Source organism: Erwinia sp. Leaf53 (assembly GCF_001422605.1).
Lineage (GTDB): Bacteria > Pseudomonadota > Gammaproteobacteria > Enterobacterales > Enterobacteriaceae > Erwinia.
In genome coordinates this window covers 65,078-79,694 of record NZ_LMLK01000027.1, presented here as the reverse complement: position 1 = coordinate 79,694, position 14,617 = coordinate 65,078, and the positions used below count along the sequence as shown (strand labels likewise).

Annotated in this window: 12 protein-coding genes and 1 pseudogene; 5 read left to right on the top strand and 8 right to left on the bottom strand. The window is 59.6% G+C overall.

The window, feature by feature from the left end; genetic code table 11:
• Positions 1-88: 88 nt before the first annotated feature.
• The 4 genes and pseudogenes from cspE to ASF13_RS22205 form a co-directional block, all read right to left on the bottom strand.
• Entirely contained in the window at positions 89-298 is a 210-nt protein-coding gene (cspE, locus tag ASF13_RS22215; RefSeq protein ID WP_001062678.1) for a transcription antiterminator/RNA stability regulator CspE, read from the bottom strand.
• A gap of 20 nt (positions 299-318) precedes the next feature.
• Positions 319-455, bottom strand: a pseudogene (locus ASF13_RS25115) (DUF2627 domain-containing protein); the annotation flags it as partial.
• A gap of 539 nt (positions 456-994) precedes the next feature.
• Positions 995-1,999: an MBL fold metallo-hydrolase gene (locus ASF13_RS22210; protein WP_056241992.1), complete on the bottom strand. Its 1,005-nt coding sequence runs from the start codon at positions 1,997-1,999 to the stop codon at positions 995-997.
• Between the two features lie 23 nt (positions 2,000-2,022).
• Positions 2,023-2,295, bottom strand: coding sequence for a YebO family protein (locus tag ASF13_RS22205; protein WP_056241989.1), 273 nt, complete (start codon positions 2,293-2,295; stop codon positions 2,023-2,025).
• A gap of 235 nt (positions 2,296-2,530) precedes the next feature.
• Between ASF13_RS22205 and ASF13_RS22200 the strand changes: the two genes are divergently transcribed.
• Together ASF13_RS22200 and ASF13_RS22195 are read left to right on the top strand one after the other, a co-directional pair.
• Positions 2,531-2,767 carry a YobH family protein gene (locus ASF13_RS22200; RefSeq protein ID WP_056241985.1) on the top strand — a complete coding sequence of 79 codons (237 nt, stop codon included), beginning with the start codon at positions 2,531-2,533 and terminating at the stop codon, positions 2,765-2,767.
• A gap of 159 nt (positions 2,768-2,926) precedes the next feature.
• Positions 2,927-4,294, top strand: coding sequence for an MFS transporter (locus ASF13_RS22195; protein ID WP_056241981.1), 1,368 nt, complete (start codon positions 2,927-2,929; stop codon positions 4,292-4,294).
• A 51-nt stretch (positions 4,295-4,345) separates the two neighbouring features.
• Here ASF13_RS22195 and htpX read toward each other — a convergent pair whose 3' ends face one another.
• The 4 genes from htpX to ASF13_RS22175 form a co-directional block, all read right to left on the bottom strand.
• A complete protein-coding gene (gene htpX, locus ASF13_RS22190) occupies positions 4,346-5,227 on the bottom strand; it encodes a protease HtpX (protein ID WP_056241978.1) in 882 nt (293 codons plus the stop codon).
• Positions 5,228-5,459: 232 nt separating this feature from the next.
• Positions 5,460-7,505, bottom strand: a complete 2,046-nt coding sequence (gene prc, locus ASF13_RS22185) for a carboxy terminal-processing peptidase (RefSeq protein ID WP_056241975.1) — start codon at positions 7,503-7,505, stop codon at positions 5,460-5,462.
• Positions 7,506-7,524: 19 nt separating this feature from the next.
• Positions 7,525-8,220: an RNA chaperone ProQ gene (gene proQ, locus ASF13_RS22180; protein ID WP_056241972.1), complete on the bottom strand. Its 696-nt coding sequence runs from the start codon at positions 8,218-8,220 to the stop codon at positions 7,525-7,527.
• Positions 8,221-8,316: 96 nt separating this feature from the next.
• Positions 8,317-8,817 carry a GAF domain-containing protein gene (locus ASF13_RS22175; RefSeq protein ID WP_056241968.1) on the bottom strand — a complete coding sequence of 167 codons (501 nt, stop codon included), beginning with the start codon at positions 8,815-8,817 and terminating at the stop codon, positions 8,317-8,319.
• 208 nt (positions 8,818-9,025) lie between these two features.
• Between ASF13_RS22175 and yebS the strand changes: the two genes are divergently transcribed.
• The 3 genes from yebS to rsmF all read left to right on the top strand — a co-directional run bounded on the left by yebS (position 9,026) and on the right by rsmF (position 14,445).
• Positions 9,026-10,276, top strand: coding sequence for a membrane integrity lipid transport subunit YebS (gene yebS, locus ASF13_RS22170; RefSeq protein WP_056241964.1), 1,251 nt, complete (start codon positions 9,026-9,028; stop codon positions 10,274-10,276).
• Complete coding sequence (locus tag ASF13_RS22165; RefSeq protein WP_056241961.1) at positions 10,245-12,878, top strand: PqiB family protein; 2,634 nt, start codon at positions 10,245-10,247, stop codon at positions 12,876-12,878. Before yebS ends, ASF13_RS22165 begins: the two co-directional genes overlap by 32 nt.
• 133 nt (positions 12,879-13,011) lie before the next feature.
• A complete protein-coding gene (gene rsmF / locus ASF13_RS22160; RefSeq protein WP_072166477.1) occupies positions 13,012-14,445 on the top strand; it encodes a 16S rRNA (cytosine(1407)-C(5))-methyltransferase RsmF in 1,434 nt (477 codons plus the stop codon).
• Positions 14,446-14,617: the final 172 nt, after the last annotated feature.

The following is a 14,617-nucleotide window of genomic DNA, read 5'->3' as shown; positions in this document are numbered from 1 at the left end:
AAAAAGCCCGGTCATCGCTGACCGGGCTTTAGCATTCAGATTTCAGCCTTCATCACGCACCGGGCGCGCATCAGGCTCAGATCGAAAATTAGATTGCGGTGACGTTCACAGCAGCAGGGCCTTTCTGGCCGTCCTGAATTTCGAACTCAACGTTCTGGCCTTCGGCCAGAGTTTTGAAGCCGTTACCCTGGATTGCAGAGAAGTGTACGAACACGTCTTTGCTGCCGTCAGCAGGAGTAATGAAACCAAAACCTTTAGACTCGTTGAACCACTTAACCTGACCTTTAATCTTTGCCATTTTGCAAATTCCTTAGAGTGTTTTTTCGCCCGTGGGCATAACCGTACAGAAAAACCAGAGACATTACTGCATGAGGCATTAATTAAGGCTCGGCAAGGAAGCGGTATTCAACGTCAACGTCTTTACTCAGAACTTCTTTACTGAAGATGCCACACATAAACAGGATTGTACCTCGTTTTACCCATTTGGTTTATCACATATTCGCCAATTAATGGCAAGTTATTTTTAACTCAACTTGCGGCTTCGCACAGATTTGAAACAATAGCTGCGATAAAGTGCACATTCAGGGTAATTATCATGCAAACAAACCGTACACTTAGTGCTCAAATGTTACGCCGACGTGCGCCCCGTCTGGTGAGCGCGTCGATGACAGGGCAGCACAAAAAACCTGCCCTCACCGCCAGGGCTCTACTTTATGCTGTGATTGTTGCCTGCTGATGACAACGCGATACCCTAATTCCACCGGAGCGCCCCCCTCAGGATAAACCATTGCCTTATAAGATTTTTTCCTGAATGTATGCACAATGAATATTTGCTGAATAAATACGCTGCACCAAAAAAAGGAAAATCCTTCCACTCTGCCCCATTTAATCGCAAAGGCCGCGTAGAATAGATGTTCCCTTCTGGTTCAATTATTAGCGCATAATTAGATGCTGCTCTCATTTTCGGCATTAGATATAAGAAAATACTGTAGCATTACTCTTGACAGATATTAGCCAGCCCGCGGCTTTCGCCAATCCGCCAGGCGGCGAAGCGCTCACCGTCCATGCCGGACGCCTGCAGCGCATCTGACAACACCTGTGGCGGGGCATCCAGCGACTCGTCGGCCAGCTCAAATACGCCCCAGTGGATAGGAACGGTGAGCGGTTGACCGAGATCGCCATACAGCGAGACGGCCTGCTGCGGATCCATATGCTGCCCTTGCATGAACCATTCTGGTGCATAGGCCCCGACCGGCAGCGCGGCCAGGTTAAATGGCCCGAGCCTCCGCGGGATCTCCAGCAGATTCTCCGAATAGCCGCTGTCGCCGCTGAACCAGAAGTTCAGCGCCTGGTACTGCACCACCCAGCCACACCACAGCGAGCGGTTACGATCCCACAGCGTGCGCATGCTCCAGTGCCGGGCGGGCACCGCATGCACCCGCAGCCCGCCGATGCAGGTAAACTGCCACCAGTCCAGCTCGGTCACGCGCCGCGCGCCGCGCTTGCGGAACCAGCGGGCCAGCCCCAGCGGCACCACGAACTCGGTCTGCGGGAAGCGTTTGATAATCGCCTTAATGGTTGGCAGGTCCAGGTGATCGTAGTGATTGTGCGAGATCAATACGCAGTCGACGCGCGGCAAATCGGCGATCGCAAGCGCAGCCGGGGTTTTCCGTTGCGGCCCGTAAAAACGCAGCGGTGACGCTCGCAGGGAGAGCGCCGGGTCAATCAGCGTGATCTTGCCGCCGGTGCGCAGCATCAGACAGGCGTGGCCTAACCACCACACCCGGTCATCGTTGCCGCTGAGGTCGGCCGGCTGCCACCACTGCGCCGTAAACTGCGGGTAGCCCTGCGCCGGCGGCAGCGGCAGCCCCTGGGCTTTGCGCTCGCGCTGCCAGCGCCGCAGGTCACCGGGCTGGCGCAGATCGGGTTCAGGGTTACAGAAGCCTTCCGGAGTGTGGTGGGCCAGTGAGGGATCGTACCAGGGATTATTCCAGGCCATTGCGGTTAGTTAACTCCAGCGGCTCAGCGTTCAGGGATCATACGGATAAAATCTTTTTCAGCGCTCTGCTCTTCCTGCGCCGCCGGCTCGTTACCCACCACTTTGTCACTCAGCCGGCGCAACAGCGCGTTTTGTTGCTTTTGTTCTTCCAGCAGTTGCTCCAGCAGCTGGATCTGCTGATTGGCCCGCACGCTGGCGCGGTTAACATAAAACCAGACCACCAGCCCGACGATCGTCAGGGCGGCTCCAATACAGGCCGACGCGATGCTGAACGCGCCGTTCATTGTTTCGTTCATACAAACCTCTGAGGGAGTAATGGCTGCCATCATGCCCGGCAGCGCTGCGGCAGTGATTCTACTCACAACCGCGATAATTGATAGTTTCCTCACAAAAATTTACCGGCGTGCGGCGGAAAACCGCCACAGATTCAGCATCCTCTGAGTGCCACCAGGCCAGATTCAGGTCATGCTGATCACCGGGCCGGCAGTCACGGCCCGCACACAGTTCAACAGACAATAATAAGGGGACAGGATGAAAATCTTAACGCGTCTGGTCGCGCTGCTGGTGATTATCTGGCTGGCGATGCTGTTTACCGGTTACGGCGTTCTGACCGGCAGTACCAAAAACGTCGCGGGCCTGGGCCTGCAGTGCCAGTATCTGACCGCCCGTGGGATGGTGGTGGCGCAGTATCTGCACACTGACAGCGGCATCGTCGGCGTCACCGACTGCCCGCTGTTGCGCAAAAGCAGCGAAGTGGTGGATAACTAACCGGACGGGCCGCCTTGCCGGCGGCCCGCCAGCCCGCTATGTCTTCACAGGGCGTGGCGTATAACAAACATTCTTGCAATTCTTATCTCATTTACAGATTGGTAGAAATCGTAAAAACCCTTAGCATGCTTACATTCTTCTCTTAGCCTGCACTTCACTATGTCCTCTTCTGTTACTGACGGCCTGCCGTTACCGCAGCGCTACGGCGCGATCCTGGCGATCGCGCTGGGTATTACCGTCGCCGTGCTCGACGGCGCAATCGCCAACGTGGCGCTGCCGACCATTTCCCGCGAGCTGAACGCCAGCCCGGCGGAGTCGATCTGGATCGTTAATGCCTACCAGCTGGCGATTATCATTTCGCTGCTGTCGCTCTCCTACCTCGGCGATATGGTCGGTTACCGGCGCGTCTATCAGTGCGGCCTGGTACTGTTTACCGCCACCTCGCTGTTCTGTGCACTCTCAGACTCGCTGGGCATGCTGACTTTCGCCCGCGTTTTGCAGGGGTTTGGCGCGGCCGCGCTGATGAGCGTCAACACCGCGCTGATCCGCATCATCTATCCGCAGCGCCACCTGGGCCGCGGCATGGGCATCAATTCGCTGATCGTTGCCGTCTCCGTCGCGGCCGGGCCAACGGTGGCGGCGGCGGTGCTGTCGGTGGCCTCCTGGCAGTGGCTGTTCCTGATCAATATCCCTATCGGTATGCCGGCACTGTGGCTCGCGCTGCGTTTCCTGCCCGCTAACGCGCAAAAAAGCCAGGGGCAACGTTTCGACCTGCTGAGCGGCATCATGAACGCGCTAACCTTCGGCCTGCTGCTGTCGCTGCTCAGCGGCTTTGCACAGGGGGTGGACGGCCGGCTGCTGCTGGCTGAGCTGGTGGGGCTGCTGGCGGTCGGCACGCTGTTTATCCGCCGCCAGCTGACGATGAGCGTGCCGCTGCTGCCGGTTGACCTGCTGCGCATCCCGATTTTTGCCATGTCGCTCTGCACCTCGGTATGCTCGTTCTGCGCACAGATGCTGGCGATGGTCTCGCTGCCGTTTATGTTGCAGGGCGTGCTGCAGAAGAGTGAAGTGGCGACCGGGTTGCTGCTGACCCCCTGGCCGCTGGCGACCATGGTGATGGCACCGATCGCCGGACGACTGATTGAGAAGGTGCACGCCGGGCTGCTCGGCGCGGTCGGGCTGGCGATGTTTGCCGGCGGGCTGTTTGCGCTGGCGCTGCTGCCGGCGATGCCGACGGACCTCGATATCATCTGGCGGATGATGCTGTGCGGTGCCGGTTTCGGCCTGTTCCAGTCGCCGAACAACCACACCATTATCTCGTCCGCGCCCCGCCACCGCAGCGGCGGCGCCAGCGGCATGCTCGGCACCGCCCGCCTGCTGGGGCAGAGCAGCGGTGCCGCGCTGGTGGCCCTGCTGTTTAACCTGTTCTCCACCGGCGGCAGCCACTACGCCCTGCTGCTGGCCGGCGGCTTTGCCAGCCTCGCCATGGTGTTCAGCGCGCTGCGCATCAGGCCGCTTCACGCATAAAAAAACCGGGCGGATGCCCAGTTTTTTATCTTCACCCGTACTTCCGGCGGACTATTTCAGGTACTCACCGCTGCGCAGCGCTTCGATACGCTTATCCAGCGGCGGGTGCGACATAAACAGCTCGCTCATCGACTTCGACTTGCCGTTGATGCACAGCGCCATCATGCTGCTGGCTTCCTGCGGCTCGTAGCTGGTTTTCAGGCGCTGCAGCGCGGCAATCATCTTCTCACGACCGGCCAGACGCGCTGCACCGGCATCCGCATGGAATTCGCGATGGCGCGAGAACCACATGGTGATAATACTTGCCACGATACCGAACACCAGCTCCAGCACCATCGACACGGCAAAGTAGACCAGCGGGTTACCGTTGCTGTTCTCTTCACCATCGCGGTTGCCGGACATAAAGCCCGCCGCCAGCTGTGCCAGAATGCGCGAAATAAAGATCACGAAGGTGTTCACGATGCCCTGAATCAGGGTCATGGTCACCATATCGCCGTTAGCGATATGGCTGATTTCGTGCGCCATCACCGCTTCCGCTTCGTCACGGCTCATGTTCTGCAGCAGGCCGGTGGAGACCGCCACCAGCGATTTGTCACGGCGCGCGCCGGTGGCAAAGGCGTTAATGTCCGGCGCGTGGTAAATCGCCACCTGCGGCATGGCAATGCCGGCCTGCTGCGCCTGGCGGGCGACGGTGTCCATCAGCCAGCGCTCGGTCTCATTACGTGGCTGCTCAATCACTTCACCGCCAACGGAACGCAGCGCCATCCATTTTGACATCAGCAGTGAGACGAACGCACCGCCGAAGCCAAACAGACCCGCCATAATCATCAGGCCCATCACACTGCTTGACTGGATCCCTGTCAGGCTGAGGATCAGGCCGAACACCACCATCACACCCAGGTTAGTTAACAGGAAAAGCGCAATACGCATCATAAAATTTCTCTATCCTCAGTTAGTCACTCGGTATACCCGCATCGTTAAGCCGCCGGTATAGTCCTCCTTCACATCGTAAGGTCATCCCGGTGCTTTTCAAGCACTCTTAACCTTTAAGTGTTTAAAAAGACATAACTTTACATTTTTTATTACTTTTTTCAGTGAAGGCGATACGGCGCATCAATGCGGGGGGCAGAATAAAAAAGGCACAGCCTGCGCTGTGCCCTTTCGCTTACTTCACCGCAGCGGGGGTGGCTGCGGGTTGCTGTTTATCCAGCTGGGCCAGGTCATTGGCAATTTTGACCGTTTCATCCAGATACGGGTCCGGCTCTTTATAGTCTTTCGGCAGGTCGTCCAGCTTAGCCAGCGGCTTCTTGCCGTCCGCCTTCAGCCGGGCGTTGATGCGCTCCAGGCGCAGCGCGTCATCTTCCCGGTTCTCTTTTTCACGCTCGGCCAGGTTAAGCGAAATGATATTACGCTTGTCTTTGGTGGCGTTAAAGCGGGCGATATCCTTGATGATGTACTGGAACTCAGCATCTTTCGCGATACGATCCTGATGTTCTTTGATCAGCTGCGGCTCCAGCGATTTCAGCTCACCGGTTTTGGTGTAGGTCGCCGCGCTAATGCTGTCCCACGGCAGGGCGTTATCCTCAAACTTCTCACCGGTTTCCACCGCTTCAACGCCGGTTGGCATCAGCAGGTCCGGGGTAACCCCTTCACGCTGGGTGCTGCCGCCGTTAATACGGTAGAACTTCTGAATGGTGTACTGCACGGAACCCAGCGCCGGCCACTCCGGACGCAGCATCTGATCGTAGATACGGTTCAGCGAACGATACTGCTGAACGGTGCCTTTACCGAAGGTCGGCTCACCGACGATCAGCGCTCGGCCATAGTCCTGCATCGCGGCGGCAAAGATCTCAGACGCCGAGGCGCTGAAGCGGTCAACCAGCACCACCAGCGGACCTTTATAGTAGGTCACACCGTCGGTGTCGCTGTCCTCGCGGATCTTGCCAATATTGTCACGCACCTGCACCACCGGGCCACCCGGGATAAACAGGCCGGAGAGGGAGACCGCTTCGGTCAGCGCCCCGCCGCCGTTGGTGCGCAGGTCGATAACGATGCTGTCGACGTTCTGCTTCTGCAGCTTCTGCAGTTGCACCTTCACGTCATCGGTCAGCCCGACGTAAAAGCCCGGAATATCCAGCACGCCGACCTTCTCTTTACCGACGTTGTGCACGGTCATCTTCACCGCACGGTCTTCCAGGCGGATCTTCTCGCGGGTCAGGGTAATGGTGCGGGTCTTGGTGCCTTTACCGGCAGGCAGGATCTCCAGCCGCACTTTACTGCCCTTCGGCCCTTTGATCTGCGCGACGACGTCATCCAGACGCCAGCCGATCACATCCACTACCGGCTTGCCGGGCTGGCCAACGCCAACGATACGATCGCCAACGGTGATCGCCTTACTCTTGGCAGCCGGACCACCGGCGACCATCGAGTTGATTACCGTGTAATCGTCATCCATCTGCAATACGGCACCGATACCCTCCAGGGAGAGGCTCATTTCGGTGTTGAACTGCTCGGTGTTTCGCGGTGACAGGTAGTTGGTGTGCGGATCAATTTCGTGCGCAAAGGCGGTCATCGCCAGCTGGAATACGTCTTCGCTGTTGCTCTGCGCCAGGCGGCGGATGGCAAACTGGTAACGTTTGGTGAGAACCTCGCGGATCTCTTTTTCATCTTTGCCGGTCAGTTTAAGACTCAGCTCATCATATTTGACCTTGGCATCCCACAACGCGTTCAGCTCATCGCTGTTCTTCGGCCACGGGGCATTTTTACGGTCAATATCGATGGTGTCGTTGCCGGTAAAGTTCATCGGCTTATTCAGGACAGACAACGCGTACTGGTAACGCTCGAAGCGGCGCTTCTGCGTCAGGTTGTACAGGTCGTAAAAGACATTCAGCTGCCCGGTTTTGAACTCGTCGCCCAGCGTGGTTTTTTTCGCCGCAAACTGGTCAACGTCGGAAGCCATCAGCACGTTGTGGCTGTAGTCGAGCAGGTTCAGGTAACGGTCAAAGATTTTGGCAGAGAAATTCTGGTCAAGATCGAACTGACGGTAGTGCGAACGGGTAAAACGCGACGTAACGCGCTCACTGACGGTGGCATGTTGCGCTTCCTGATGCAGCTGGGGGATCTGATCGGCGCGCGTGATATTGTCAGCGGCGAATACGTTGCCTGCAATCAGCAGGCCCGCAATGATGGTGCTTTTAAAAAGAGTGTTCATGCCCTGATTAGCCTCCGTATCAGAACTGCAAGTGTTCTGCGCGTACGATCATTGCCAGGCCGGAAGCCAGCTGTACCCGGACACCTTCTTTACTGATTTCAAGAATGGTGGCGTCCATGGCACTTTTGCCTGCGGTGACTTTGATGTTCTGACCCACTTGCAATGCAGAGGTGTCGGTAACCGGCTTGCGCGGCGGCTGACGTTCTTCACGTACGGCGGCGGCGGCAGGTGCCTGTTCCGCTTGAGGGCGAGCCGGTTTACTGCTGCGTGGTTTACGCGGCTGCTCGCCTTCGGCAGGCTTGCGGGCAGGTTTACGCGGGCGGCGTGGGGCGGTCTCTTCACCGGCTTCACGTTTTTTCGCCTGCTGCTGCTCACGCTGTGCCTGCACGCGCGCTTTGGCTTCTTCAAGCTGTTTGCGGGCGTGCTCAACATGCTGCTCATCCAGTTGACCACAGGCGTTGCCGTCAAGGTCAACGCGGTCCGCACCGGCTTTGATGCCGTACAGATAACGCCAGCTGGAGGTATAAAGACGCAGTGCAGAACGAAGCTGAGTTTTGCTCAGATTCATTTCACCCTGCACGCGGTCGACCAGGTCCTGGAAGATTCCGATCTTCAGTGGTCGTGCTTCGCCTTCGGCGCTAAAGCATTGTGGGAAACGCTCTGCCAGAAAGGCAATGACTTCTTTGGTGCTATTCAACTTAGGTTGATTTTCCATGAAATTTCCTGATTACAACGGGTTTGCCAATCAGCGCAGGCATGAACAGGCGCCATTATAATGCGCCCATCAGTAAATGCTACGTGATCCAGCGCTTTAGGCGCGTTTCATGTGAATAAATTTTTCCACATCCGTCGCGGCCAGCACCCTGCACAGCCCGTCAGTCAAGGCTTTCAGCCCTGCTTCATCCTCACCATCAAAGCGGTTGTACTCTACGCTGTCGATGTCAAGAACGCCGATTATTTCGCCGTTCACCACCAGCGGCAGCACAATTTCAGCGTTACTCGCGGCGTCACAGGCAATATGGCCCGGGAAAGCGTGCACGTCATCAACGCGCTGCACGCTGCGGGTGGCCACCGCGGTACCGCAGACGCCCCGGCCTACCGGAATACGCACGCAGGCGATTTTGCCCTGAAACGGTCCGAGTACCAGGGTGTCCTGTTCGGTCAGCAGATAAAAGCCCGCCCAGTTAACGCCGTTCAGGCGTTCATACAGAAGTGCGCTGCAGTTACCCAGTACCGCCAGGAAGCTGGTTTCGCCGGTAAGTAACGCGGTCATATCACGGTTGAGGTCGTTGTAAAATTCTGCTTTATTCACGGTTCATCACTATATAATGTTGCGGAGCCACCTGGCGGCCCCGTGTAATAAAATAATCAGCTGTTGTCCGTCAGGACAAGATGCAACATGCGGTGGCTTAGGATACCCTTAGCAGGATGCTGAACCCTGATGGCGCTGACGTGTCATACTATCTTGTCATAACACTGCCCTGCTCCCGTATACCAAGGGCCTGAGCGCGATCGGAACGATGAAAATACACGCTATCACTCATGCTCTGCCCCAGGCACGTTATCAGCGATGCCCGCAGTGCGATACCCTTTTTTCCTTACCAGATGTGAAATCCAGCGAGTCGGCGCACTGCCCGCGCTGCAACGCGCGCATCCTCAACGGCCGCGACTGGTCGATGACCCGGCTGACCGCAATGGCGGTAACGATGCTGCTGCTGATGCCGTTCGCCTTCGGCCTGCCGCTGATGTCGATCCGCCTGCTCGGTACCAATATCAGCGCCAGCCTGCTGGGCGGCATAATGCAGATGACCCAGCAGGGCGAGTTGATTGCCGCCTCAATGGTGGCGTTCTGTACGCTGGGCGCGCCGCTGACCCTGGTGGCCTCCATCTGCTACCTGTCGTTTGGCGAAAAGCTGGGCATGAACCTGCGCCCGGTGCTGCTGATGCTCGACCGGCTGAAAGAGTGGGTGATGCTGGACATCTACCTGGTCGGGCTGGCCGTCGCCTCGATTAAAGTGCAGGATTATGCCGATCTCGATCCCGGTCCGGGGCTGGTGGCGTTTCTGGTTCTGACCGTGCTCAGCCTGCTGACGCTGATCCACCTTAACGTCGAGCAGCTGTGGTGCCGTTTTTACCCGCAGCAGCACAGGCAGGACGTCGCCCGCGTCGAGGATCTGCGCGTGTGTCTGAGCTGCCACTTTACCGGCGTGGCCGACGAACGTGGCCGCTGCCCGCGCTGCCATACGCCGCTGACCCTGCGCCGCCCGTACAGCCTGCAGAAGTGCTGGGCGGCACTGATCGCCTCCATCGTGCTGCTGCTGCCGGCCAACCTGCTGCCGATTTCGGTAATCTATCTGAACGGCGCGCGCCAGGAGGACACCATTCTCTCCGGCATCATGTCGCTGGCGGCAGGCAATATTCCGGTGGCGGCGGTGGTGTTCATTGCCAGTATTCTGGTGCCGTTTACCAAGGTTCTCGTGATGCTGACCCTGCTGCTGAGCATCCATTTCAACTGCGAACAGGGCCTGAAAACCCGCATTCGCCTGCTGCGCGTGGTGCAGTGGGTGGGCCGCTGGTCGATGCTCGATCTGTTTGTTATTTCGTTAACCATGTCGCTGGTCAATCGCGACCAGCTTCTGGCCTTCACTATGGGACCGGCGGCTTTCTACTTCGGTTCTGCGGTTATCTTAACTATCCTTGCCGTTGAGTGGCTGGATAGCCGTTTACTTTGGGATGCACATGCAACAGGAAACGCCGACTATACCGACTAGCGCACGCCTGATCCGCCGGCGAAAAATTTCGCCGTTCTGGCTGCTGCCGTTTATTGCCCTGCTGATCGCCGGCTGGCTGGTGTGGACCACCTGGCAGGAGCGCGGCACCACCGTGACCATCGATTTCGCCACCGCGGACGGCATCGTGCCGGGCCGCACGCCGGTGCGTTATCAGGGGGTTGAGGTCGGCCAGGTGCAGGGTATCAGCATGACCGACGATCTGCGCACCATTAAGATCAAGGCCAGTATCAAAAGTGATATGAAAGACGCGCTGCGCGAACAGACCCAGTTCTGGCTGGTGACGCCGAAGGCCTCGCTGGCGGGCGTCTCCGGCCTCGATGCGCTGGTGGGCGGTAACTACATCGGCATGATGCCGGGCAAGGGCGAACCGCGGGAGAACTTCGTCGCGCTGGATACCCAGCCGAAGTACCGTGTCAACACCGGCGAGATGCTGATCCACCTGCACGCGCCGGATCTCGGCGCGCTGAACAGCGGCTCGCTGGTCTATTTCCGCAAAATCCCGGTAGGCCGCGTTTACGACTACAGCATTAACAGCGGCAGCGGCGGCGTCACCATCGACGTGCTGATCGAACGCCGCTTTACCAACCTGGTGAAAAAAGAGAGCCGTTTCTGGAACGTTTCCGGCGTGAAGGCGGACGTCAGCCTGAGCGGCGCGAAGGTCGAACTGGAGAGCCTGGCGGCGCTGGTTAACGGAGCAATCGCTTTCGACTCTCCGGCGCAGTCGGCAGAAGCCAAAACCGACGACAGCTACCCGCTCTACCCGGACCTGGCGCAGAGCCAGCGCGGGGTGCAAATCACCCTTGACCTGCCCGACGGTAAGAACCTGAAGGCCGGACGCACGCCGCTGATGTATCAGGGGCTGGAGGTCGGTACGCTGACCAGACTGAACCTGCTGGACGGCGGCAAGGTCAGCGGTGAACTGACGCTCGACCCTTCGGTCAGCGGCCTGATGCGCAGCGGCACGCGCATTGAGATGCGCAGCCCGAAAATCAGCCTCAGCGACAGCAGCCTGAGTAACCTGCTGACCGGCAATACGCTGGAGCTGGTGCCCGGCGACGGCGAACCCCAGCACCACTTTGTGGTGCTGGCGGATAACGAGTCGCTGCTGCAGCAGGCGAACACTCTGCAGCTGACCCTGAGCGCGCCGGAGAGCTACGGCATTGACGCCGGCCAGCCGCTGGTGCTGTACGGCATGCGCATCGGCCAGGTGGTGAAACGCACCCTGACCGAGAAAGGCGTCAGCTTCGACGTTGCCGTCGCCCCGGAACACCGTGGCCTGGTGCATGGCGACAGTAAATTTATCATCAACAGCCGTCTGGACGTGAAGCTGGGCATCGACGGCATGGAAGTGCTGGGTGCCAGCGCGCGTGAATGGGTGGATGGCGGTATCCGCCTCGATCCGGGCGGCAAAGGCGAGCCAAAAAGCCGCTACCCGCTCTATGCTAACGCGGAAAAAGCCGAGGAAGGCGTCACCGGCGATACGCTGCCGACCACCCTGACGCTGACCGCGGGCAGCCTGCCGGATATTCAGGCCGGTTCCGTGGTGCTGTACCGTAAATTCCAGGTCGGCGAGATCGTCGGCGTGACCCCACGTGCGGACGCCTTTGACGTCAGCGTGCATATCAAGCCGGAGTACCGCCGTCTGCTGACCGCCAACAGCGTCTTCTGGGCCGAAGGCGGGGCGCGGGTGCAGCTGAACGGCAGCGGGCTGACCGTGCAGGCTTCGCCGCTTAATCGCGCGCTGAAAGGGGCGATCAGCTTCGACAACCTGAGCGGCGCCGGTGCCGGGCTGACCCGTCAGGATAAGCGCGTGCTCTACGCCTCAGAAACCGCCGCCCGCGCCGTCGGCAGCCAGATCACCCTGCGTACCTTTGACGCCAGCAAGCTCTCTGAAGGCATGCCGATCCGCTATCTCGGCATCACCATCGGCCAGCTGGAGTCGCTGGCGCTGGGGGTCGACAACAATCAGGTGATCGCCAAAGCGGTGCTCTACCCGGAGTACGTGGACAACTTTGCCCGCCTCGGCAGCCGCTTCTCGGTGGTTTCACCGCAGATTTCCGCCGCCGGGGTTAACCACCTGGAGACGCTGCTGCAGCCCTATATCAACGTCGATCCGGGTAAAGGCCGCGCGCTGCGCACCTTCGAGCTGCAGGAGTCCACCATCACCGATGCGCGCTACCTCGACGGGCTGAACGTGGTGGTTGACGCTGCTGAAGGCGGCTCGCTGTCGGTGGGCACGCCGGTGCTGTTCCGCGGCGTCGAGGTCGGTACCGTCACCGGCACCTCACTGGGATCCATGGCCGACCGCGTACAGATTACCCTGCGCATCAGCCAGAAGTACCAGCACCTGGTACGTAACAACTCGGTATTCTGGCTGGCTTCCGGCTACAACCTGAAGTTTGGCCTGATCGGCGGCGTGGTGAAAACCGGCACCTTCCAGCAGTTTATTCAGGGCGGCATCGCGTTTGCCACCCCGCCAACGGTGCCGCTTGCGCCGCAGGCCACCTCCGGCAAGCACTTCCTGCTGGAGGACGAAGAGCCGAAAGAGTGGCGTAAATGGGGCACCGCCCTGCCGAAATAAGCGCAGGCCTGTGCTCCACCGCAACCTCAGGACGGGATTTCCCGTCCTGACTTCTCGCCGCTCCCGTCGTTTTCCACGCCCGCCGCCAACTGTGGTAGACTGCACTCTCTTTTGACTTTCCCGGAACCCGTCTGTGTCCTCTTCCCGCGTCTTTTTTCCCCAGCCGTTTCTTGATGAAATGCAGCAACTGCTGCCTGACAACGCAGAATTTGCGCGCTTTATCGCCATCAGCCAGCAGCCGCTGCGCCGCAGCCTGCGCGTCAACACGCTGAAAATCAGCGTGGCGGACTTCCTGGCGCAGGTCGCGCCCTATCAGTGGGCGCTGACTCCGGTGCCGTGGTGCGCAGAGGGGTTCTGGATCAGCCGCGACGATGCGGACACCCTGCCATTGGGCAGCACCGCCGAGCACCTGGCCGGGCTGTTCTACATTCAGGAAGCCAGCTCGATGCTGCCGGTGACCGCGCTGTTTGACGGCAGCCCGTCGCCCGGGCGGGTGATGGACGTGGCCGCCGCGCCAGGTTCAAAAACCACCCAGATCGCCGCGCGTATGAACAACACCGGTGCCATCCTGGCCAATGAGTACTCGGCCAGCCGGGTCAAGGTACTGCACGCCAACCTCAGCCGCTGCGGAATCAGCAACACCGCCATGACCCACTTCGACGGCCGGGTGTTTGGCGCGGCGCTGCCGGAGTCCTTTGATGCGATCCTGCTGGATGCCCCCTGCTCCGGCGAAGGCGTGGTGCGCAAGGATGCGGACGCGCTGCGCAACTGGAGCGAGGAAAGCACCGCGACAATCGCCGCCACCCAGTGCGAGCTGATCGACAGCGCGTTCCATGCCCTGCGTCCGGGCGGCACGCTGGTCTACTCCACCTGCACGCTGAACCGCAGCGAAAACCAGCAGGTGATCGCCTGGCTGCTGGCACGTTATCCGGACGCTGTAGAGGTGGAGCCGCTGAACCAGCTGTTTAGCGGCGCGGAGCAGGTGGCGACCCCGGAAGGTTTCCTGCACGTCTTCCCGCAGGTGTTCGACAGCGAGGGGTTCTTTGTGGCCCGCCTGCGCAAGACCGCCGGCGTTGCACAGCTGCCGGTGCCCGGCTATAAGCTCGGCAAGCTGCCGTTCAGCCCGTTGAGCCGTAAGCTACAGCAGGAGGTGGCCGACGCGGCGGCAAAAGTCGGTTTGCAGTGGAGCGCTGAGCTGACGCTGTGGCAGCGCGACAAAGAGCTGTGGCTGTTTCCGGCGGCCATCGAGCCGCTGCTGAACCGCGTGCGTTTTTCCCGCATCGGCCTGAAGCTGGCCGAGACCTTTGCCAAAGGCTACCGCTGGCAGCATGAAGCCGTGGTGGCGCTGGCCAGCGCGCAGGCGGCCAACGCGGTGGAACTGAGCAGCGGTGAAGCGGAAGAGTGGTATCGCGGGCGGGATATCTATCCGGAGCGCCCGCTGCCGGCCGGTGAGCTGATCATTTGCCATCAGCAGCAGCCGATCGGGCTGGCAAAAACGGTGGGCAGCCGCATCAAAAACAACTACCCGCGCGAGCTGGTGCGCGACGGCAAGCTGTTCGGCGTCTGAGGGATCGGACGCCCTGCCGGGGCAGGAGCAGCGGTAACGCGCCCTGTCCGGACGGTTGCAGTCTGAACGTTAACCGGTAAAGCACCCTGTCCGGGAGAACGCAGCCGGAATGCTAACCGGTAAGGTACCCTGCCTGAACGGTGCCCTGCACGCGCCGTTTTAAACCGATGCC